Origin of the sequence: Hydrogenophaga sp., assembly GCF_030656115.1 — a bacterium.
Classification (GTDB): Bacteria; Pseudomonadota; Gammaproteobacteria; order Burkholderiales; family Burkholderiaceae_C; genus Hydrogenophaga.
In genome coordinates this window covers 1-21,261 of record NZ_JAUSOO010000178.1, presented here as the reverse complement: position 1 = coordinate 21,261, position 21,261 = coordinate 1, and the positions used below count along the sequence as shown (strand labels likewise).

At 62.5% G+C, this 21,261-nt stretch carries 14 protein-coding genes and 1 pseudogene; 7 read left to right on the top strand and 8 right to left on the bottom strand.

Translation table 11 applies throughout. The annotated features are described in order from the left end of the window. Together rpoD and dnaG are read right to left on the bottom strand one after the other, a co-directional pair. On the bottom strand, positions 1-1,946 hold a 1,946-nt coding region (gene rpoD / locus Q7J58_RS22145; protein WP_304832171.1), incomplete at its 3' end, for an RNA polymerase sigma factor RpoD. Between the two features lie 292 nt (positions 1,947-2,238). Continuing rightward, a complete protein-coding gene (dnaG, locus tag Q7J58_RS22140; protein WP_304832169.1) occupies positions 2,239-4,242 on the bottom strand; it encodes a DNA primase in 2,004 nt (667 codons plus the stop codon). A gap of 45 nt (positions 4,243-4,287) precedes the next feature. Here dnaG and Q7J58_RS22135 point away from each other — a divergent pair, with 45 nt between their 5' ends. Beyond that, positions 4,288-5,934 (top strand): acyl-CoA synthetase, encoded by a 1,647-nt coding sequence (locus Q7J58_RS22135; protein ID WP_304832167.1) that lies wholly within the window; start codon positions 4,288-4,290, stop codon positions 5,932-5,934. Between the two features lie 28 nt (positions 5,935-5,962). Here the strand turns inward: Q7J58_RS22135 and Q7J58_RS22130 are convergent, their stop codons facing one another. After that, on the bottom strand, positions 5,963-7,753 hold the full coding sequence (locus Q7J58_RS22130; RefSeq protein ID WP_304832175.1) for a gamma-glutamyltransferase family protein: 1,791 nt from the start codon (positions 7,751-7,753) through the stop codon (positions 5,963-5,965). Between the two features lie 220 nt (positions 7,754-7,973). Here Q7J58_RS22130 and Q7J58_RS22125 point away from each other — a divergent pair, with 220 nt between their 5' ends. Together Q7J58_RS22125 and Q7J58_RS22120 are read left to right on the top strand one after the other, a co-directional pair. Continuing rightward, positions 7,974-9,047, top strand: a complete 1,074-nt coding sequence (locus Q7J58_RS22125; RefSeq protein WP_304832166.1) for an MBL fold metallo-hydrolase — start codon at positions 7,974-7,976, stop codon at positions 9,045-9,047. Positions 9,048-9,085: 38 nt separating this feature from the next. Further along, a complete protein-coding gene (locus Q7J58_RS22120) occupies positions 9,086-10,177 on the top strand; it encodes a crosslink repair DNA glycosylase YcaQ family protein (protein WP_304832165.1) in 1,092 nt (363 codons plus the stop codon). A gap of 167 nt (positions 10,178-10,344) precedes the next feature. Here the strand turns inward: Q7J58_RS22120 and Q7J58_RS22115 are convergent, their stop codons facing one another. Then, on the bottom strand, positions 10,345-11,400 hold the full coding sequence (locus Q7J58_RS22115; protein ID WP_304832173.1) for a substrate-binding domain-containing protein: 1,056 nt from the start codon (positions 11,398-11,400) through the stop codon (positions 10,345-10,347). Positions 11,401-11,606: 206 nt separating this feature from the next. Here Q7J58_RS22115 and Q7J58_RS22110 point away from each other — a divergent pair, with 206 nt between their 5' ends. The 3 genes from Q7J58_RS22110 to Q7J58_RS22100 are packed head-to-tail and all read left to right on the top strand — an operon-like array spanning position 11,607 to position 13,958. Beyond that, positions 11,607-12,335, top strand: coding sequence for an ABC transporter permease (locus Q7J58_RS22110; RefSeq protein ID WP_304832163.1), 729 nt, complete (start codon positions 11,607-11,609; stop codon positions 12,333-12,335). Between the two features lie 4 nt (positions 12,336-12,339). Continuing rightward, on the top strand, positions 12,340-13,119 hold the full coding sequence (locus tag Q7J58_RS22105; protein ID WP_304832161.1) for an ATP-binding cassette domain-containing protein: 780 nt from the start codon (positions 12,340-12,342) through the stop codon (positions 13,117-13,119). Then, a complete protein-coding gene (locus tag Q7J58_RS22100) occupies positions 13,116-13,958 on the top strand; it encodes an extracellular solute-binding protein (RefSeq protein ID WP_304832160.1) in 843 nt (280 codons plus the stop codon). The genes Q7J58_RS22105 and Q7J58_RS22100 overlap by 4 nt, the downstream gene beginning before the upstream one ends. A gap of 126 nt (positions 13,959-14,084) precedes the next feature. Here the strand turns inward: Q7J58_RS22100 and Q7J58_RS22095 are convergent, their stop codons facing one another. After that, a complete protein-coding gene (locus Q7J58_RS22095; RefSeq protein ID WP_304832158.1) occupies positions 14,085-15,554 on the bottom strand; it encodes a sensor domain-containing diguanylate cyclase in 1,470 nt (489 codons plus the stop codon). A 105-nt stretch (positions 15,555-15,659) separates the two neighbouring features. On the opposite strand from Q7J58_RS22095, the pseudogene Q7J58_RS22090 reads away from it, so the two are divergent. Further along, positions 15,660-15,947, top strand: a pseudogene (locus Q7J58_RS22090) (tungsten ABC transporter substrate-binding protein); the annotation flags it as partial. 332 nt (positions 15,948-16,279) lie between these two features. Here Q7J58_RS22090 and Q7J58_RS22085 read toward each other — a convergent pair. From Q7J58_RS22085 to Q7J58_RS22075, 3 genes are all read right to left on the bottom strand, one after another. Next, complete coding sequence (locus Q7J58_RS22085) at positions 16,280-18,652, bottom strand: SIR2 family protein (RefSeq protein ID WP_304832156.1); 2,373 nt, start codon at positions 18,650-18,652, stop codon at positions 16,280-16,282. 341 nt (positions 18,653-18,993) lie between these two features. Beyond that, positions 18,994-20,010 carry a nucleotidyl transferase AbiEii/AbiGii toxin family protein gene (locus tag Q7J58_RS22080; RefSeq protein ID WP_304832154.1) on the bottom strand — a complete coding sequence of 339 codons (1,017 nt, stop codon included), beginning with the start codon at positions 20,008-20,010 and terminating at the stop codon, positions 18,994-18,996. After that, positions 20,007-20,660 carry a hypothetical protein gene (locus Q7J58_RS22075; RefSeq protein ID WP_304832152.1) on the bottom strand — a complete coding sequence of 218 codons (654 nt, stop codon included), beginning with the start codon at positions 20,658-20,660 and terminating at the stop codon, positions 20,007-20,009. Before Q7J58_RS22075 ends, Q7J58_RS22080 begins: the two co-directional genes overlap by 4 nt. Between the last annotated feature and the right edge of the window lie 601 nt (positions 20,661-21,261).

Here is a 21,261-nt window from a genome sequence, read left to right as displayed (position 1 = left end):
ATCTTCTCGGCCAGGATGGATGCATCAGGCTCAAAACCATGCTCTTGCAAATGCTGGCGGCTGATGCGGTTCATCTTGTTGATGGTCTCGATCATGTGCACCGGGATGCGGATGGTGCGCGCCTGGTCGGCGATCGAGCGGGTGATGGCCTGGCGGATCCACCAGGTGGCGTAGGTCGAGAACTTGTAGCCGCGGCGGTATTCGAACTTGTCCACGGCCTTCATCAGGCCAATGTTGCCTTCCTGGATCAGATCCAGGAACTGCAGGCCGCGGTTGGTGTACTTCTTCGCGATCGAGATCACCAGGCGCAGGTTGGCCTCGATCATTTCCTTCTTCGCATCGCGCGAGGTGGACTCGCCCTGGTTCATCCGCTTGTGGATGTCTTTCAGGTGAGCCAGCGGCACGACCACGTTGGTTTGGATGGCCATCAGGCCGGTTTGCAGTTCTTGCACCGGCGGGATGTTGCGCTGCATGATCACGCTCCAGGGCTTGCTGGCAGCCGCTTGCTTTTCCACCCATTTCAGATTGAGCAGGTTGGCGGGAAAGTCGGCAATGAATTTTTCCTGGGGCATGCCGCACTTGTCCACGATGATGCGGCGCAGTTCGCGTTCTTTCTTGCGCACCTCATCGACCTGGTTGCGCATGGTGTTGCACAGTTTTTCAATGGCCTTGGCCGTGAAACGGATGGACATCAGCGTTTCGGTGATGGCCGCCTGCGTTTTCAGGTAGGTGGGCGTACCGTAACCCTCTTTGGCGTAGGTCTTGTTCAGCTTCTCGTACAGCCCGCGCATGGTATCGAAGCGGGTCAGTGCTTCGCGTTTGAGTTCTTCCAACTTGCGCGTCAGGGCTTTGGAGCCGCCTTTGCCATCGTCGTCGTCGGCCTCGTCGTAGTCGTCAAAATCTTCTTCGGCCACGTAATCGTCGGCGGCATTCGCGTCGGCGAAGCCGTCCACCACGGTGGAAATCACCACCTTGCCTTCGCGGATGTCCTCGGCCATGGCCAAAATTTCGGCGATGGTGGCGGGGCTTTCCGAGATGGCCGCGATCATGTCGTTCAGGCCGCCCTCGATGCGCTTGGCGATCTCGATCTCGCCTTCGCGCGTCAGCAGTTCCACCGTACCCATTTCGCGCATGTACATGCGCACCGGGTCGGTGGTGCGGCCGAATTCGCTGTCCACGGTGGACAGGGCGGCCTCGGCTTCCTCTTCCGCTTCCTCTTCGGTGGCGGCGGTGGGGCCGGTGTTGTTCAGCAACAGGGTTTCGGCGTCGGGCGTCTGTTCGTAGACCGCCACACCCATGTCGTTGAGCAGCGAGACCACCACTTCCAGGGTCTCGGCTTCCACCAGCTTGTCGGGCAGGTGGTCGTTGATCTCGCCGTGGGTCAGGTATCCACGGGTCTTGCCCAGCTTGATCAGCGTTTTCAGGCGCTCGCGGCGGTTTTTGGCTTCTTCTTCGGACAGGACGGTTTCGTCCAGGCCGAATTCCTTCATCAGCGCGCGCTCCTTGGCCTTGCTGATCTTCATGCGCAGCGGCTTGACCTTTTCGACCGGCTGGGCGGACGCGTCAACCGCTTCGGTTTCGGCTTCCACTTCACCGGTCAGGTCGTCTTCGATGTCGCTCAGGTCGGCATCGTCCATGTCGCCGTCCGATGCAGCGCCCGCTTTGGGCTTGCGGCCGCGCTTGGCCGCTGGTTTGTCGGTGGATGCGGCTTTGGTTGGCCGGCCAGCTTTCTTTTTGGCCGTGCCCGCATCGACCGCCAGTTCGGTGTCGAGGGCTTCGGGTGCGGTTTTGGCGGGCGCCTTTTTGGCAGCGGCTTTGGTGGGGGTCTTGTCGGTCACAGCAGGGGCTTTCTTCGGAGGGACTACCGGTGTTGCCGGGCTCGGGCTGGCCTGGGTGGCTTTTGGTTTGCTGGACACGACGGACGCACTGGACTTCTTCGCGGGCATGAGGACCTCAAAAAAACGTCAAACAGGAACCGGCAGATCAGTCAAAAGCCGCCAAGCCACCCAACAAATGGGCAACCCCGGTGATTTTTGTAGAGCACAACGCCCACTTTTCGCCGGAAAAGGTGGACCTGCAAGCTGGTGGGGCGAACATTTGGTGTGCAGCCCTTGCGGGGTTCCGTCAGGACCGGTGGGGTCGCTGAGGTGGCCAGAAATGAGATCCATGTAGCCCCGTTACTGGGGGCCGGGCCGGGCCGGAGGTGCTGCTGTCGCGCTTGCGGTGCGAAACCGAACATTATACCGGTTGGCTGTTTTTCAAGGCCTTGATGCGATCGGACACGCGTTTGAATTCCTCGTAGGCCGACGCATCGCCTTGCTGTGCCTGCATCGCCAGCCTGTCTGCCAAGGCTTTGAGGGCATCGGCCCGCAGTAAATTCATGATCCCGTCGAGCTCAGACAGCTCGGAGGCGGGGTCGTTGACCAAGGTGACCTGTTCGACTTGTGCGCAGGCGTAGGCTTCCGATGCATGCCCGCGCAGCGCTTCTCTCAAGGCGGCCCAGGGCTGCGGTCCGTGTTCGTGCATTTGTGCCTCCAGCCAAGCCATCACGGGGCCTTGGGGTGAGGGCAGGTGGGCGAGCAGGGCGTGGTCGTCTGCAGACAAATGGTCCCAGGCTTGCGCATTGGACAGCAACAGGCCAACGGCCCGGTCGGCCCGGCTGGTGGCGGCCAGGCGCTGCCCCAGCATGCGCGGCGGCGGTGCTTCGCCCCGGCGGTATTTGCCGTAACGTTTGCCGCTGGAGCCGCCACCCTTGCTGTACCCGCCACCAGAACCGCTGCCATAACCACTGCCGTAGCCGCCCGCTGTTTCCCAGGGCTGTTGGCTGCTGGCATGGCCCGCTGTGTATTCGCTCTCTGGCGGACTGTGTTCGTGCGTGCGGTTGTGTGGCTCGGCGTTGGCGCTGCGCGCCGGGCGTGGACCCGTGCCCGCTTGTTGCCACAGCTGCAACAGGTCTTGGCTGCTCAGGCCGGTGCCCTCGGCAATATCCCCAATCAACTGGCGCTTGAGCGCGCCGTCGGGCAAGGCGCTCCACAGCGGTCGCGCCTGTGAGGCCATGCGGGCGCGGCCTTCTGCCGAACCCAGGTCGCAGTCGGCCCCCGCCGCTTCGATCAAAAAGCGCGACAGCGGCACCGCTTCTTTCACACACTGGGCAAACGCCGCTTCACCGTTGGCGCGGATGAAACTGTCGGGATCGTGTTCGGCGGGCAAAAACAAAAACTTCACGCTGCGCGTGTCGCTGGCCAGGGGCAGGGCGGCGTCCAGCGCTTTGCGCGCGGCCCGGCGCCCGGCGTTGTCGCCGTCGAAGCTGAAGACCACGCTGTCGGTGAACCGGAACAGCTTTTGCACATGCTCGGGCGTGCAGGCGGTGCCGAGTGTGGCCACGGCGTTGGCAAAACCCAGCTGGGCCAGGGCCACCACGTCCATGTAGCCTTCGGTGACGAGCGCGTAGCCGGCCACGCGAATGGCGGTGCGGCCCTCAAACAGGCCGTACAGCTCGCGGCCTTTGCTGAACACCGGGGTTTCGGGCGAGTTCAGGTATTTGGGCTCGCCGTTGTCGAGCACGCGCCCGCCAAAGCCGATGAACTCGCCCTTGACGTTGCGGATCGGGAACATGATGCGGTCGCGGAACCGGTCGTAACGCTTGATCTGCCCATCGGCGCCCAACTCGTCGGCATGCTCGATCACCATGCCCGATTCCACCAGCAGCGGGTCGGCGTAGTTCGGGAACACGCTGGCCAGGCTGCGCCAGCCTTCCGGGGCATAGCCCAGCCCGAAGGTTTTGGCGATGTCGCCCGACAAACCCCGGCCCTTGAGGTACGCCACCGCACGCGGCGAGGCTTTGAGCTGCTTCATGTACGCATGCGCGGCCTTGTCCAGCACATCGTTCAGCGTGACCTGTTTTTGGCGTTGCTGCGCGGCACGCTCGCGGTCTTGGGGCGAGGCGTCGTCTTCTGGAATTTGCAGGCCGGTCTGCTGCGCCAGGTCTTTCACCGCTTCAATGAAGCTCATGCCGGCGTGTTCCATCAGAAAGCCAATGGCATTCCCGTTGGCGCCGCAGCCGAAGCAGTGGTAGAACTGCTTGGTGGGGCTGACGCTGAACGACGGTGACTTTTCGCCGTGGAACGGGCACAACCCCATCAGGTTGGCACCGCCCTTTTTCAGCTGGACGTAGCGGCCCACCACGTCGACCACGTCGACGCGGTTGAGCAGTTCCTGAATAAAGGTTTGCGGTATGGTCACCCGGCTATTCTCCCCCACACGATTTTCACGACCCCGGAGACCTGCATGACCCGCATCTACGACCAGGATCTGCCCCGCAACGAGGCCAACTTCACGCCCATTTCCCCACTGCCGTTCATCGAACGCACCGCCGAGGTGTATCCGGACCGTCTGGCCATCGTGCACGGCGCGTTGCGACAGACCTGGGGCCAGACCTACCAGCGCGCCCGCCAACTGGCCAGCGCCTTGCAGCGCGCGGGCATTGGCAAAAACGACACGGTGGCGGTGATGCTGCCCAACACGCCACCCATGGTGGAGGCTCATTTTGGCGTGCCCATGGCGGGCGCCGTGCTCAACGCGCTGAACACCCGGCTGGACCCCGAGGCCATTGCCTTCATGCTCGACCACGGCGAGGCCAAGGCGGTGATTGTGGACCCGGAGTTTGCCCCCACCCTGGCCCGGGCACTCACGCTGCGCCAGGCCAGCACGCCGCTGCTGCTGATCGATGTGGAAGATGCGCTGTTCACCGGCGAAGCCCAGCCGGTGGGTTGCACCACGTACGAAGCGTTTCTGGCCGGTGGTGACCCGGCCTTTGCCTGGCAATGGCCCGCCGACGAATGGGACGCGATTGCCCTGAACTACACCAGCGGCACCACCGGCAACCCCAAGGGCGTGGTCTACCACCACCGGGGCGCGGCCACCAACGCCATTTCCAACATCCTGGAATGGGACCTGCCCAAACACGCGGTGTATTTGTGGACGCTGCCCATGTTCCACTGCAACGGCTGGTGTTTTCCGTGGACGCTGGCGGCGCGGGCGGGCGTGAACGTGTGCCTGCGCCGGGTCGATCCACAAGCCATTTTTGACGCCATGCGCGTGCACGGTGTGACGCACTACTGCGGCGCGCCCATCGTGCATGGCCTGCTGGTCAATGCGCCGGCCGCCATGAAGGTGGGTGTGCCGACGGGGATCAAGGCCATGGTGGCGGGCGCGGCGCCACCGGCGTCCATGATCGAGGGCATGGAGCAGATGGGCTTTGATTTGACCCATGTGTACGGACTGACCGAGGTCTACGGCCCGGCCACGGTGTGCGCCAAGCACGAGGACTGGGACGCGCTGGACATTGGCGAGCGCGCCCGGCTGAACGCGCGCCAGGGCGTGCGCTACCACCTGCAGCGCGACGTGCGCGTGCTCAACCCCGAGACGATGTTGCCCGTGCCGCAAGACGGCGAAACCATGGGCGAGATCATGTTCAAGGGCAACATCGCCATGAAGGGTTACCTGAAAAACCCGCAAGCCACTGCAGAGGCGTTTGCGGGCGGCTGGTTTCACAGCGGCGACCTGGCGGTGCAGTACCCCGACGGCTATTTCAAGATCAAGGACCGCAGCAAAGACATCATCATCTCGGGCGGTGAAAACATCTCGTCCATCGAGGTGGAAGACGTGTTGTACCGCCACCCCGACGTGCTGGCCGCCGCCGTGGTGGCCCGGCCCGACGCCAAATGGGGCGAAACGCCGTGCGCGTTTGTGGAGCTGAAGTTCGGCGCCCACACCACGGAGCAGGACATCGTGGCGCATTGCAAACAACACCTGGCGGGCTTCAAGGTGCCGCGTTGTGTGGTGTTTGGTGAGCTGCCGAAAACCAGCACCGGCAAGATTCAAAAGTTTGAACTGCGCAAGCGCGCAGGCTCTGCCCAAGCCATTGATGTGTAAAGGCCAGCGGGGCCGGGGCTGACGCGGCTCAGTCTCCCGCCACGATGCCCTCGCGCCGGGGGTCGGCACCGCCCAGCCACACCGCCTGGCCGTTTTGCACACCACGCTGAAGGGCCTGCAGCCCGCTGGGCAAAGTGGTTTCATGCACCGTGTGGCCGCGCTGCTGCAGCGCCTGCACGGTGGCGGCCGGGAAGCGGCCCGCTTCCAGCAGCAGCGGGCCGCCCAGCGTGCCGAAGTTCGGCAGGTCGATGGCGGCCTGCGGGCTCAGGCCCCAGTGCAAGGTGCCCAACAGCGTTTTGGCGGTGAAGTGGATGATGAACGCGCCGCCCGGGCTGCCGGTGCTCATGAGCAATTCGCCCGTCTGTGCGTCGAAAACCAGGGTGGGCGACATGGACGAGCGGGGGCGTTTGCCCGGCTCCACCCGGTTGGCCACCGGCTGGCCTGCGGCGTCGGTGGGCACCAGGCTGAAGTCGGTCAACTGGTTGTTCAGCAGGAAACCGCCCGAGCGGCCCTGGCCGGTGTTGACCATCAGGCGCGCGCCGAAACCGGCCTCAATCGTGGTGGTCATGGCCAGCGCATTGCCCCAGGCGTCCACGATGCTGATGTGGCTGGTGCCGTACTCGGTTTGATCGGGCATGGGCGCCCAACTGCTGCGCACCCCACCGGGCTGGCCAGCGGGTGCCGTGGGCATGCGGGCACCGCCCATCAGCCGGGCGCGCTCGTCCAGATAGCGCGCATCCAGCAGGCTGTGCCAGTGGCCGCCGGGTGCGGCCACAAAGTCGGGGTCGGCCACAAACTGTGCCCGGTCGGCAAACGCCAGCCGAGAGGCTTCGGTGTAGGTGTGCAGCCAATCGGGGCTGGGTGGTGTCTGGGCCTCGGGCGCGGCCATGGCATTCGGCGTGCGGGCCAGCAAACCCAATATTTGGCCGATGGCCAGTGCCCCCGAACTGGGCGGCCCAAAGCCGCAGATGCGCAGCGCGCGCTGCTGCGCCGTGTGGTCAAAACACAGGGCTTCGCGCTCTTTGGGCTGGTAGTTTTTCAGGTCTTGCGCGCTCAAACCGCCGGGTTTGGGGTGTTGTTGCACCGTGTTCACCATGGCGCGGGCCACCGGGCCGTCGTAAAAAGCCAGCGGCCCCAGCGTGGCGATGTCGCGCAACACGGCGGCCAGTTCCGGGTTCTTCAACACATGGCCCGCCGGGTGTGGCTGGCCGTTGGCCGCAAAAAAATAGGCCGCAGCCACCGGGTCTTGTTGCAGCGCGGTTTCGGCCTTCAGCAAGGTGTGCAGCCGGGGGCTGATGGCAAAGCCACCTTCGGCCAGCGCCACCGCCGGTTCAAACAGCCGCGCCCAAGGCAATTTGCCGTGTTGGCGGTGCGCCAGCGCCAGCATGGCCAGCACACCCGGCGTGCCCACCGAACGCCCGCCCACCACCGCGTCGATGAAAGGCAGGGGCTGGCCTTGTGGGTTCAGAAACAGCTGGGGGGTGGCTGCGGCGGGTGCGGTTTCGCGGCCATCAAACGCTTGCAGGCGCTGCCCGTCGTGGTGCAGCAAAAAGGCCCCACCGCCGATGCCACTGGACTGCGGCTCCACCAAGGCCAGCACCATTTGCACGGCAATGGCCGCGTCCACCGCGCTGCCGCCTTCGCGCAGCACTTGCGCACCGGCTTCGGTGGCCAGCGGGTTGGCCGCCGCCACGGCAAAGCGGCGCGTTATCCAACCCGGCTTGGGGGTGGTGCCGGATGCAGATTCGGGCTGTGCCAGCGGTACGGCTGCTCCGGTCAACCGGTTGGCGCCCCCCAAACCAGCACAGGCCCCCATCATCCCGCAGGCCAGCAGCGCCAAGACGGTGGTGCGTGGCCAGCGTGCGCAATATGTCATGGTTCCCACCTTTTCAGATGCATGGCTCACTCGGAGCCAGCAGTTTGCACCAACGCCATGCGCGCGCGGGACGCGACCCTCGCTTGCCGAGCGGCACCCAGGGTTCTATCATTGCTCAATAAGCAATTGCTTATTTGATAACGACATTCCGCAGGAGACCCGCATGAAACCCGACACACCTTTTTCATCCCCCCCCAGTTTGAATGCCCCGACGGCCGTCCCGCTGCGCAGCCGACGCCAATGGCTGCGCATGGTGGGCGGCACCGGGCTGAGCGTGGCTGGGTTGGCCATGGTGCCCGACGTGCGTTTGTTTGCCCAGCAGGTGCAAGAATTCATTGAAGGCCCGCCCGTGCCCGACGTGGCGCCCGAGCAGCTCTCCCCGCACGTGTGGATGGTGTACGCCAAAGACGGTTTTCCCACCGCCGAAAACCAGGGGCTGATGGCCAGCGTGTTGTTTGTCATCACGCAAAAAGGCGTGGTGGTGCTCGACACCGGGGCTTCGTTGCAAATTGGTCAAATGGCCATTCGCATGATCAAAAAAGTGACCAGCAAGCCGGTGGTTGCGGTGTTCAACAGCCACTACCACGGCGACCACTGGCTGGGCAACCACGCCTTTGTGGAGGCCTACGGCAAAGACCTGCCCATCCACGCGCTGGCCCACACCCGCGAACAAATTGCCGGGCACGAGGGCAACCTGTGGCGCAGCCTGATGGAGCGCTGGACCAACCAGGCCACGCTGGGCACCCGGGTGTTTGCGCCCAACAACACCGTGCAACACGGGCAGGTGTTCGACTACGGCGACGTGCAGATCAAGCTGCACCACTACGGCCGCGCGCACACGCCGTCCGATCTGTGCCTGGAAATCGTGCAGGACAAGCTCACCTACATCGGCGACATCGCCATGGACAACCGCATCGCCAACATGGACGACGGTTCTTACCTCGGCACCTTCAAGTACTACGACGCGATCCAGAAAGCCGCCGGTGACCAGCTGTGGGTGCCCGGCCACGGGCGCGGCAGCAAAACCTTGCTCGACACCTACGGCACCTTCATGCGGGGCATTTACGAGCCGTGTGAAAAGGCCGTGAAAGAAGGCGTTGCGCTCGATGGCGCCAAGGCCCGCGTGCTGCAAGACCCGCGCGTGGCCAGCCGCGCCAAAACCATGGACGGCTTTGACAGCAACATTGGCAAATACACCAGCCTGGCGTATCTGGAAGCGGAAAAAGAAGCTTTTTAAGACCTCCAGCGGGCGGGTCGCTGCGGCATGATGCCGCGATGCCCACCCCGACGCTTTCCGACCTTCGCCGCTACGCCGTTGCCCGCAGCCTGTTCGCCCCCGTCAGCCTGCCCCGGGCTCTTGAGCGGCTGGGCTTCGTCCAGGCCGACCCGATCCGCTCACCTGCCCGCGCGCAAGACCTCACGCTGCGCCACCGCGTCAAGGGCTACCGGGCCGGCGACCTGGAGCGCGCTTACCCCCGGTTGGCGGTGGAAGAAGACTTTTTCGTCAACTACGGCTTTGTCACACGCGAGTTGCACCAACGCATGCACCCGCGCACGGCACACCATGAGTGGTCTGCCGAGCGCTGGGCGCAGGCCCATGCGGTGCAGCAATTCGTACAGGCGCGAGGCGAAGCGCACCCGCGGGAGGTGGACGCGCACTTTGCCCATGGCCACACCACCAACGGCTTTGGCGGGCAATCAAAGGCCAGCACCCAGTTGCTGGACGCCATGCACTACCGTGGCTTGTTGCGTGTGTCTCGGCGCGAAAAAGGCATCCGCCTGTACGCCGCGCAGACGCCCCTGGCCGCTCCTGACGACGTTCCAAGCGCGTTGGACGCTTTGGTGGACGTGCTGGTGGACAAATACGCGCCGCTGCCATACCCCGGCCTTCGGCAACTGGTGGCCATGCTCAAGCACGCGGTGCCACAGTGGCAGAACCCGTTGCGCGCTGCGCTGCAGCGCGCCTTGCAACGCCTGCCCCAGGCCCCGGTGGAGGGCGTTTCGTGGTACTGGCCCGCAGGCGAAGATCCTTGTTCAAGGCGCTGGAGCGTGCCGGAACGTGCGCGCCTGCTGGCGCCCTTCGACCCGGTGGTGTGGGACCGCGACCGGTTTGAGCGACTCTGGGGGTGGGCCTACCGTTTTGAGGCGTACACGCCGCCGGCCCAGCGCGTGCGCGGCTACTACGCCATGCCCTTGCTCTGGCGCGATCAGGTGGTGGGCTGGGGCAATGTGTCCAACACCGATGGACGCCTGTGCGCCGACATGGGCTATGTGAATGGCCAGCCTCCGAAAGAAGCCACCTTCCGGGTGGCGCTGGCCGCCGAGCTGGAGGCGATGGCTGAGTTTCTGGGGGTGCCGCTGGGCTAGGCGCCTGCGCGGTTTGCGTTCTCGGCGCGCCAAGCCAGACGGCTGCAAACTTCAGCGCTTCCAGGACTTACGCAAAGCCGTCAGGGCTAGGCGCGAAGCCGCAGACAGTACGGACGTACGGCAAGGCGAAGCAACAACGCCATGGCGGTTTTGCGTAAGTCCTGGCTTCATGCTTTCCACCACGGCAGCAACCGCTTCATGGCGGCCACTTCGCCGCTGTGGTCGCTGGTGTAGCCGGGCAGGGCGTTGAGCGTGGACTGCCATGTGGGGCTGCTCAGCAGGGCCAGCAGGCGCTGCACGCCGGGCGTCTCCAGCGCGGCCTTCAGGCACACCAGCAAATAGCGTTCGTCGGTCAGCGGCACAAAGCCCAGGCCCTGGGTGCGGGCGGCGTATTCGGTGCCCAGACCCACGTCGGCCTGGCCGCTGGCCACGGCGTGGGCCACCGCGGCGTGTGAGCTTTCCACCGTGTCAAAGCCGGTGATGTCGATCGGGTCCAGACCGGCTTGGGCCATCAGCTCGTCCAGCAGCAGGCGCGTGCCGGTGCCCTTGGCCCGGTTGACAAAGCGGGCCTGCAGGCGGGCCACATCGGCCATGTCGTGCAGCTTCAGCGGGTTGTCGGGCGCCACCATCAGGCCCTGCGCGCGGCGCGCAAAGCCAATGATTTTGTGGGTGCCGGGTTTCAGCAACGGCCGGTAGGTGCGGGCGCTCAGGCTGGCCGCGTCGGCAAACGGCTGCGTGTGAAAACCCGCCAGCACACAGCGGCCCTCGTTCAGCGCGCGGATCGCGTCCACACTGCCGCAAAAACGGATGTCCAGGAACACACCCGGTCCGTCCATGCCCCGGCTGGCCGCCATGTCTTGCAAGGCGTTCAAGGCGTGGTCGTGGCTGGCGTACAGCGTCAGCACTTCGGCGCCCAAGGTTTGCGCATCCGGCTCAAAAGCCAGCGCAAACGCGCGTTCCAGTTCGGCGCGCAAGCTCTCCATTTGAGGCCCCAGCCGCGCTTGCGCCAGCCGCTCGGCCATCAGCAGGCGCTCGCCAAACGGGCTCAGCTGTGCGGCCTGGCCGCGTTCCCACACGATCAGTTCCTGGCCCAGTTCGGCCTCCCACTGCTTGAGCTGGCCCCAGACATGGCGGTAAGAAAACCCCAGCTGCCGCGCCGCCGCCGAAATGGAACCCCGCTCGCGCACCGCGTGCAACACGTCCATCATCGGGTTGCGCAGCATCGCCGTGGGGCTGGGCAGCGCTGGCGCCGTGGCTGTGTCGGCCGTGCGCAGCGCTTCTGTGATCCGGTAAGACAGCTCAATTTTTCGCATGGCTGCAAGTGTGCATCACCGCTTGCCGCGCACCGCCTGCGGCCTATGTTCAGCGCTTCATACCGCGTCACTACGTACTCTCAACACGCGCCGCGCCCGCTAAGCTGCAGCGCAACATGAACACGTTTTCTGACAGCATCGCCACCGCGCTGCAACTGGTGGTGTCGGGCGACGCCGGCCTCTGGACGGTGGTGCTGCGCTCGCTCGCCGTCAGCGCCACGGCGTGTCTGCTGGCCTGTGGTATGGGTTTGCTGCTGGGCGCCTGGCTGGCCACAGCGCGCTTTGCCGGGCGCGGCGTGTTGCTGACGCTGCTGAACACGTTTTTGGCCGTGCCCTCGGTGGTGGTGGGGCTGGTCATTTATCTGCTGCTGTCGCGCTCGGGGCCGCTGGGTTTTCTGGGCTGGTTGTTCAGCTTTCAGGCCATGGTGCTGGCGCAGGCGGTGCTGGTGCTGCCGCTGGTCACAGCGCTCACGCGCCAGGTGGTGGAAGACGCTGAGCGCAGCCACGGCGAACAACTGCAGTCGCTCGGCGCGGGCACGGCGCTGCGCAGCCTGCTGCTGGCCTGGGACGAGCGTTATGCCTTGCTCACCGTGCTCATCACCGCCTTTGGGCGCGCCGTGTCCGAGGTGGGCGCGGTGATGATCGTGGGCGGCAACATCGAAGGCTTCACCCGGGTGATGACCACCGCCATTGCCCTGGAAACCAGCAAGGGCGATTTGCCGCTGGCGCTCGGCCTGGGCCTGGTGTTGCTGGGCGTGGTGCTGTTGCTCAACGCGCTGGTGGCGCTGCTGCGCCGCTGGCGCGAGCGGGCCGACGGTGTGGGCATGGCCTTGGCCGTGGCATGACCGCATGAGTGGCTTACCCCCTGTGGCTCCCTGGCCGGCTTTGAACGCGCAAGCCCCCGCCTGCTTTGACCTGCGCCAGGTCGATGTGCACCTGGGCCCGGCTGGCCGCCTGGTCGCGCTGAGCGCTGTGACGCTGCGGATATCCAGCGGCGAGCGTGTGGCGCTGGTGGGCGCCAATGGCAGCGGCAAGAGCACCCTGCTGCGCACCCTGCACGGCCTGCAGCGCGCCCAAGCCGGTGCGCTGAACAAACCCGCCGGCCAGCGCGAGGCCATGCTGTTTCAGCGCCCGCACATGCTGCGCCTGAGCGCGCTGCACAACATCGCCCTGGGCCTGTGGCTGCAGGGCGTGCCGTGGGCGCAGGCGCGCGAACGGGCGCCGCTGGCGCTGGCCCGGGTTGGCATGCAAGACCTGGCCAGTCGCAACGCGCGGGCCTTGTCCGGCGGCCAACAGCAGCGCCTGGCCCTGGCGCGGGCCTGGGCCTTGATGCCCGATGTGTGGCTGCTCGACGAACCCACCGCCAGCCTGGACCCGCACGCCAAGCGCGAGGTGGAAGCCCTGATTGCCGACTTCACCACCGCCGCCCCAGCCCCGGGGCGGCGAGCCCCCACGCTGGTGTTCAGCAGCCACAACCTGGGCCAGGTGAAACGCCTGGCCAGCCGCGTGGTGTACCTGGAGCGCGGCCGCGTGCTGGCCGACCTGCCGGTGAACGATTTTTTCAACCCCGACTGCCTGGAGGCCCAAAGCCCCCAGGCCAACCTGTTCGTCAAAGGAGAAACCGCATGAACACAAACCATCTACCCACGCGCCGCCTGACGATTCGCTTCCTGGCTGCGGCGGGCCTGTTCAGCGCAGGCCTGCTGGGCAGCGCGGCTGTGTTCGCGCAGAGCAGCATCGTCGTGGCGTCCACCACGTCCACCGAACAATCGGGCCTGTTCAGTTACCTGTTGCCCGAATTCAAAAAAGCCAGCGGCATTGACGTGAAAGTGGTCGCACTCGGCACCGGCCAGGCCATTGACATGGCGCGCCGGGGCGATGCCGACGTGCTGTTCGTGCACGACAAGGTGGCCGAAGACAAGTTCGTGGCCGACGGCTTTGCCGCGAAGCGCCAGGAAGTCATGTACAACGACTTCGTGCTGATCGGCCCCCAGGCCGACCCCGCAGGTACCCGAGGCAACGACATCGTGGCCGCCCTGAAAAAAGTGGCCAGCGCCAACGCACCGTTCATCTCGCGCGGCGACAAGAGCGGCACCCACGCCGCTGAGCTGCGCTTCTGGAAAATGACCGACACCGACGCGAACAAAGGCAGCGGTTACAAAGCGTGCGGTTGCGGCATGGGCCCGGCGCTCAACATCGGCTCCAGCAGCGGCGCCTACGTGCTGGCCGACCGCGGCACCTGGCTCAACTTCAAGAACCGCGCCGACCTGACCGTGCTGGTGGAAGGCGACAAACGCCTGTTCAACCAATACGGCGTCATGCTGGTCAGCGCCGCCAAGCACCCGCAGGTGAAAACCGCTGAAGGCCAGAAGTTTGTGGACTGGGTCACCGGTCCGGCCGGGCAGGCGGTGATTGCGGGTTACAAGATTGGCGGGGAGCAGTTGTTTTTCCCGAACGCGGAAAAATGAAGGCCTCCCACGCACAGCTGTTTTTTTGCACCACGCCTGAAAGCCTGACGGGTGCCAGACCGGCGCGATAAGGCAGCTGTGGCCCTATGGGTCCAAGGTGCAACCCTTGGCGTGGTCCATCGGGCGTTAACTGCGGCGACGCTCCATGGCCTGCTGTTGGTAATGCGCCGTTTTGGCCCGGTACATGGCTTGATCGGCCGACTGAATGGCCTGGTCCAGCACCTCACCCGCCTGACAAGTGGCTGCCCCCACGGCCAGACTCAAGGCATGGCCTTGGTAGAACTGGTTGTTCAACTCCAGCAACTCGGCAATGCGGTCCTGCACGGCCTGGGCATCCCGTGTATCGCCGCCTGGCAGCAGCGCCACAAACTCATCACCGCCAATGCGGCAGACACAGGCCGGGGCATCCATGGCTTTGGACAGTACCTCCCCAGCACGGCGCAACATGGCGTCACCAGCCGCATGACCTGCCTCGTCGTTGATCTGCTTCAGTCCGTTGAGGTCAATGGCCAGCACGCTGACAGGCCAGGGGCCTTTGCGTGACAGACGATTGACTTCTTCGGTGAAATAAGCCCGGTTTCGCAATTTGGTCAGCACATCGTGCTTGCCCAGGTACTCCAGGTAGGCCTCGGCCTTTTTGCGCGCTGAAATGTCCACCAGCGACACCAGCACACGGCTCCAGTCGGCTTCATGACCCGGCATGATGTGAAACTGCATGTGGATGTGCAGCAAGTGCCCCGTGAGTGTGTGGTTGACCACCTCCCGCTGCTGAAACAGCTTGCCGTACCACAGGTCGATCAGCTGAAGCTTGAAGGTGTCATGCATTTCATCGCGAAACACCTGGTCCAGTTGCTCAATCAGCTGTGGCTTGGAGGTGGCATCGAAGATCTGCAAGGTGTGGCGGTTCACGTCAATCACACGAATTTCCTGCATGCACCGACCCACAAACTCGGGATGCACTTGCACGAATGTGACGAAGTCATCAATGCCACACGCCCGGACTTCGTCCAGCAGCATTTTGATGGTGCTGAAGTCTTCCACCCACAGCGAAACGGGAGACAGTTCGAACAGACTTTGGGCATACCGCTGCTGCTCTTCGAGCCGTTGCCGGCTTTCTTCTTCCTGGGTCACGTCTTCCAAGGTCAGCAGCACGCGGTCCCAGTTCGCCTCATGGCCCTGCAGAATGCGGGCACGGATGCGCACCTCCAGACGGCGGCCGCTGAGCGTGTAGTTGAAGGTCTGGGTCGCAAACCCCATCCGTCCCGCCCAGAGTTCGCACAGTTCGTAGGTGACACAGTTTCGGATGTCATCGCGCAGCACGTCGTTGATGCGAGATTGCAGTTCTTCCAGGTTGCTGGCCTCAAACAGGTCCAAGGTGAACTGATTGACCCGCAGCACCTTGAATTGCTCAATGCATTGGTCCTGGCGGGAAGCGTCTTCTGCCAAAAAGCCCGCCAGATCGATCACCCCCTGTTCGCGCCAGAGGTCAAACAGCCGCTTGAGTCCGCTGTAATCTTCCAACCACAAGGACACGGGAGCCAAGTCCCAGATTTCTTCAAAGTCCAGGGACACAAGGTGGTGGGAGATGGGTTTCATTGCGCAGTCCATGACCTGTTGAACAAAAAAGCCCTCAAGGGGATGGTCAATTGTTGCGCATTGCGGGCACACCTTTCAGGAAAGGGCGGTCCTGGCAACCCTTGTGCCCACAAAGGCAGCGGCTACAAAGCGTGCGGCTGCGGCATGGGCCCGGCGCTCAACATCGGCGCTTATGTGCTGGCTGACTGCGGCACCTGGCTCAACTTCAAGAACCGCGCCGACCTGGCCGTGCTGGTGGAAGTCGACAAACGCTGGTTCAACCCATACGGCGTCATGCGGGGCAGCGCCGCCAAGCATTCACAGGTCAAAACCGCCGAAGGCCAGAAGTTTGTGGACTGGGTGACCGGCCCGGCGGGGCAGGCAGTGATTGCGGGGTACAAGATGGGCGGGTAGCTGCTATTTTTCCCGAATGCGGGGAAGTAGGGCGGTGGGGGCGGTGCGCTAGTAAGTCAAGCAAAAGAAGTTCCCAAGCCATCCTTTTGCATTTTCCCCTCTGCAGTGGGCCTTGTTTGGTTCCACACATGGCATGGGAAGCTTTTGACGGCCGACTTACCGGTCGCTGGCGTCATCGCCCCAGCAGTCATAAGGGAGGTCGCGACTTCAACTAAAACCCCGGGCTCGGCCATGACTAAGCATCACCGCTGAAGACAAAAGTCGGGCTGTACAGTCTTACTAGTTCAGTCTTCTGAACGCGAGGCGATCATTCAAACCAGCCGCGTGCGCAATCAGCCCTTCCAGATTTCCCCCTTTGCGCGTTCGACGCTCTCCCCAACGGGAATCGAGGCAGTTTCAGCCTGCGCCGCTATGTCAAATCGCCCCAGTGCTACGAGAACTTGGTCGAGTTCGGCTACGAATTCGTTCTTCTGGACCAGTGACAATGCGCGCCCCCTAGCCTTGACGAACGGCTCAATGTCTTTCATGACGTGAACAGCATGCGAGCGGTGGCTCGCATCGACAAGCATTGGAACAACCCGCCGGAGACGCTCAATGAGAGTATCGTATCGCGTGACAGAAGTGGCCGTGTCCCTCGTTTCTCGCACCAACACATACCGTAAGGCTTGGGTGTCGATCTGGTAAGTTTTGAAGCCAGGACTATCTTCTGCTCGCTTATACGCCGTAAGTAGGAAGCCATCGGCGGCATCCAGATCATCGATGTCCATCATGAAGATTGCGTACTGTAGCCAGAACAGCGGTTCCGCATTCACGGAACTATCGCGATGAAGACGATCATAGAGTTCCCTCAAAGCCCCGTGCCTATTCGGATCGCGGCCTAGTGCCCTGTCTAAAGCAGAATATCGCACTAGACTGCCAAGAATCTTCTGGTAGTTGCGGTCGCGCTTACGGCGAACAGCCTCCACGACAAGGCGGTAGACGGCATCGGTAATCCAATCTGTTTCAAAATGATTCTGGATGAGATACTCGGAAAATAGAGCGGACCGCGCCTCTACGTTGTCATCATCGAACCGCAGCAGATCGACCGCTACCGCGCCATTGTTTAATCGCAGCGCGTACGGATCCTCGCCGCTCACCGCGCGCAGGAAACTAGCTTCAAGATCGCCTCCGATCCACTTCACGAGATGTGCACAGATCACGACTAACCGGGCCTTCTCCATGCGCATAAGTGGCGCAAGCTCGTTCGCAATCTTGTCTCGAATCAGTCGGTTCTGATACAACGATACGACTACTTCTCGAATCTCCTGGCTCTTATCGATGCCTCTTTCGAGGTCATCAACACGAGCACCGGACAAGTCTAGTAGTTTCTTGAGATCAGCTCGATCGGCAGGCTCAAGCTGGTTGATACTAAGGCGCACCAGCAAAACCGGTAGTTTCGATTGAATCTCATGCAGACGAACCTCCTGCACGCCCGTTCGCACAGCGACAACGAATTTGACATTGCCTAGATGGGAGCAGCGAGGGATTGCGTCGATAGCAGTATTGTATGAATCAAAGAAAATGACAGCCTTCTTCACCTGTGCCAGCACATCCAAATCGTGATTCGGGACCTCGGTATTCTCCTTGCACATGTAGCACTTGTAGCCGTCCTCTGCCAACTTGTGAGCGAGGATGTGGAGAAAAATCGTCTTTCCGTTACCTAGCCGTGAGTGCACGAGAAGACACTTGTGGCTGCCCAGCAGTCGCTGCGCTTCTGCAACAGTGCTGGTCCGCGCGATCACGTACCTCGACTCTGGCAGTGTGCTAAGGCAACGCTGTTCGCTGAACGTTCCGAAAGCGACCAAGTTCATGATTTCGATGGGCGTTGGCGGGGCCAGCGTTCGCTTGTCCTTTTGCGGATCGAGATACTTGAACGCCTTTAGCCGCGTGGGATCCATATTTTTTGCTGGGCGCGGTAAGGTCTTGCAAAGGTTAGCGAAGCCTTCTGCACCTATCGGCAGGATCGTTCCGTACGGTTGCACGCGTTTATTGAAGATTGAGTCATTTAAGTCTCGTGTGACGAAGAAGATCTTTTCGCGTAGATGCTCGTTTTTCATCAGCAAGGCCGCGATGTGCATGTCCGCAAGGCTGTATCCGATGAAAAAACAGTTAGTGCAGAACTTTAGATCCCGAACAAACTCGTCGTACCAAACCGATCTTTCGATGTGCTGCCGCACGTACGAAGTTTCGTTCAACACCAGTTGATCCAGCACGTTTTTCTCAGTCGCATTCCGGATGCAGCCGTGTAGGTGAATAATCGCACCTGCATTCAACCGCGACGGCTTCGATTCTTCAAAGCTAAAGGAATCGATTGCGCTGCCCACGCCAAAGTAACACCACTCCACTAGGTCGTCGTAATTGGTTGAGTAAATTCGCCGCCACTTATCCCCCAAGATCACCTTTTGGTGTTCCTTAGCCTTTGTCGTGGTGAATATTTCATAGACCGTCTGGTAGAGATTCAGGTCTTCGCGCTGCGTGAATTCGTCGGCGAGCGTCATTAGGTCGTAGTCTTCGGGTCTCACCTTTAGCGCGTCCGCGAACAACTGCTTCAGCCCCTTACCCGAAGGCATCTCTTCATACCGAATATTCTCCGCGCCGACGGAAAATCCTGAACCTAGAAATAGGATCGATGACGCTGGATCAATTTCCAGAAGTTTTTCACTCACTTCATTTTCCTCTCGCAGTAGAGCGCCCGATATGGGCATTTCCCGAAGTGTACCGACCGCTGGCTAAGTCAGCGAAGTAATCGGCCCGCCCGCGCCGCAAATCGTCCGAATGTCGTTCAGAAATATCCATGCAAATCAATCACTTAGAGCGAACGACTTGAGAGCCACCCAGAACCAGCAGCTCCTTTGACTGCAATCGGCTCTGTTGTAAAAATCGACAGGTTGACCATGGGTTCCGTCTGTCCATTGGCCTGGCTGGACGGGTGAGGGACAGAATCCCGGCGCAATCACGGCTTTTGAGCAAGATGGCAGAGGCTCTTACTGGTGCACTGGTGCATGCGTCAGAGGCGGTCAATGTGCTGCTGGATGCGGTCCAGAATGGCCTCAAACGGCACTTGGCCTGCGTAGTAAAGGCTGCTGGTTTCCTGGTATTTGGCTGCGTACAGGGCGCGGGTGTTTGCATCGGGCAAGGTAAAGGCGGGATTGCTGGCGATGTGCAGGTTGTCGGCCTGGGGAAAGCGCACTTGCTTGCGAGCGTGGTAGGCGGGCGTGCCAATGAAGGCTTGCACGTCAGGGCTGGCCAGCAGGCCATACAGGTCGTGGTAGTGGCGCAGAAAGTTTTTCGGGAATGCGCCGCTCGGGGCCTGTTGCTGGTTGCGGTATTTGGTGGCAACGGTTTGCAGCTTTTCAACAAAGGTGTAGGCAGGGCTGTAGCACGGCACGGCTTTGGCCCGGTTGTCGATGATGGGTACGGTGGTGTTCAGCGCGGCATCGACCAGCCAGCTTGAGATGTCGCAAGGGGTGTTGGGCGCGGTGTCATCAAAACCGAGTTCAAGGAGGATGCCGTCTTTGATGCCCCCCAGTGCGCCGGTTCGCACGGGGTAAATGAGTCGGATGCCCGCGCTGCTGCTCTTGGCATCGTCAAAAGCGGTGTCGCGCTCGATGCTGGCGATGCCAGGCATGGTGCGCTGGGCCATTTGATGGGCCAGACCGTCAAAAAATGCCAAGCGGGCCGCGATGTGCGCGGGTTTGTCGTGGTTCTTGCCGGTTTTGAGTTCAAGGCTGGGCGGTGGGGGAATGCACAGGTCGATGTCTTCAGAGAACCGCTGAATCAGCCCAAACCCTTTGGACAGGGACGTACCGCCTTTGAGTTCAAACACCCAGCCTTGCTGCTGCAAGCACCACAGGCTGTGCATGAGCCAGTAGTCTTTTTCCACCAGGTAAGGGGCAATGCCTTTGGCTTGGCTGACCTGGCGAACGAGGTCGGCAAAGTTGGGGTGGTCGTGCAGCAACACCTGCGCAGCGGGGGCTTTGCGCTTGGCAGGGGTGGCACGGGGGCTGGCCATGGGTTTGGTCATGCCTGTGCTGGCAGCGCGGTCAGCAGGGCAGTGACTTGCTGGCGGGTGCGCTCGGTGCCGTATTGGCGTGCGGCGGCCTGTAGCTGGGCGGCGTCAAAGGTGGCGAGTTTGGTTTGCACGCGTTGCAGCACGGTGGCGGAGTCTTCGGCCAGGGTGTCGATGTTGTTGAGCATGTCCACCAACAGAAATTCGCGGGTCACTTTTGCGGCCTGGGGAAAATGGCGCTTTTGCCGAAAGTCAAATTCAAACCCCGCCAGGGTGAAGGTGCCGTGGCGTTTGTGGTTGTACACAGTGGTGCGGTTGTAGAGCTGGGTGGTGCCCAGCCCCAGGGTGTTGTAGGCGCTGGGGTTGAAGACCAGAAATTGCTTGTCGTCCAAAAACTTGGCCACCAAGCGGCTGGGCTCCGGCGGCACAGGGCCGAACGGGGTTTGCTTGGGCACGTAGTACAGCCCACGGGCGGCCTTGCAGACCTGGCCGGTTTGCAGGCGGCGGCTGAGTTCGCGGTCCACACTGGGGCTTTGGCTGCTGATGTCTTTGCGCCGAAACACCCGCCCCGCCCGCCATGACTGGCTGACAGAAGAACTGGCCGTGGCGCTGGCCGATGCGCTTGCCGATGTGCCGTCAGGTGTGGGCGATGTACGCTGTTTCATGGGCGGGTAGTTGGAAGCGAGGTGTTCAGACGTTTCATGCAGTTTGACACAGCTTGCAGGTGTCGTGTGGGTATCTGTTGGCCTCGCTCTCCAGGTAGGTTTTGCTGCCCATGTCGGCCACGCGTACCACTTTGATGGGCTTGGCCGCAGGTGCGGGTGGCTGGACCAGTGCAGGAGGGGCGACGGCGTCAGAGTTGCCCGCCGGTTGCCGTGGTTTGGGCGATGTGGGTGACGTGGGTGGTGTTGGGGCGGGCGCTTTGTCTTTTCGACTTGGGCCAGCTTGTCCATCACCTCGTCCAGCAGCTCGCCCCCCCTTGCCCTGCAGGAAAAGAATTTTGGGGATGCTGCTCAGACCTGCCAGCTGGGCTTTGAGGTCTTACAGGGGTTTGAGCACTTTGTTGTGCAGCTCTGGGCTGCGCCTGGGCAGCATCCAGCGCCTGGGTGGCCTGCGAACCTGATTTCTGCGGGGTTCGGCCGTTCATACCTTGGCGAGGAAGGCCGCCGCATCACCCGCTTCACACTTCCAGTCTGCGAAGACCCCGACCAGATTGCATTCCACGCAGCGGCAAGCGATGTAATACCAACGCACGTCATGTGTGCC

Coding starts and splice junctions, on each gene's coding strand:
- Q7J58_RS22135 (WP_304832167.1), top strand. CDS start 4,288: ATGACCCGCATCTACGACCAGGATCTGCCCCGCAACGAGGCCAACTTC.
- Q7J58_RS22130 (WP_304832175.1), bottom strand. CDS start 7,753: ATGATGGGGGCCTGTGCTGGTTTGGGGGGCGCCAACCGGTTGACCGGA.
- Q7J58_RS22125 (WP_304832166.1), top strand. CDS start 7,974: ATGAAACCCGACACACCTTTTTCATCCCCCCCCAGTTTGAATGCCCCG.
- Q7J58_RS22120 (WP_304832165.1), top strand. CDS start 9,086: ATGCCCACCCCGACGCTTTCCGACCTTCGCCGCTACGCCGTTGCCCGC.
- Q7J58_RS22115 (WP_304832173.1), bottom strand. CDS start 11,400: ATGCTGCGCAACCCGATGATGGACGTGTTGCACGCGGTGCGCGAGCGG.
- Q7J58_RS22110 (WP_304832163.1), top strand. CDS start 11,607: ATGAACACGTTTTCTGACAGCATCGCCACCGCGCTGCAACTGGTGGTG.
- Q7J58_RS22105 (WP_304832161.1), top strand. CDS start 12,340: ATGAGTGGCTTACCCCCTGTGGCTCCCTGGCCGGCTTTGAACGCGCAA.
- Q7J58_RS22100 (WP_304832160.1), top strand. CDS start 13,116: ATGAACACAAACCATCTACCCACGCGCCGCCTGACGATTCGCTTCCTG.
- Q7J58_RS22095 (WP_304832158.1), bottom strand. CDS start 15,554: ATGAAACCCATCTCCCACCACCTTGTGTCCCTGGACTTTGAAGAAATC.
- Q7J58_RS22080 (WP_304832154.1), bottom strand. CDS start 20,010: ATGACCAAACCCATGGCCAGCCCCCGTGCCACCCCTGCCAAGCGCAAA.
- Q7J58_RS22075 (WP_304832152.1), bottom strand. CDS start 20,660: ATGAAACAGCGTACATCGCCCACACCTGACGGCACATCGGCAAGCGCA.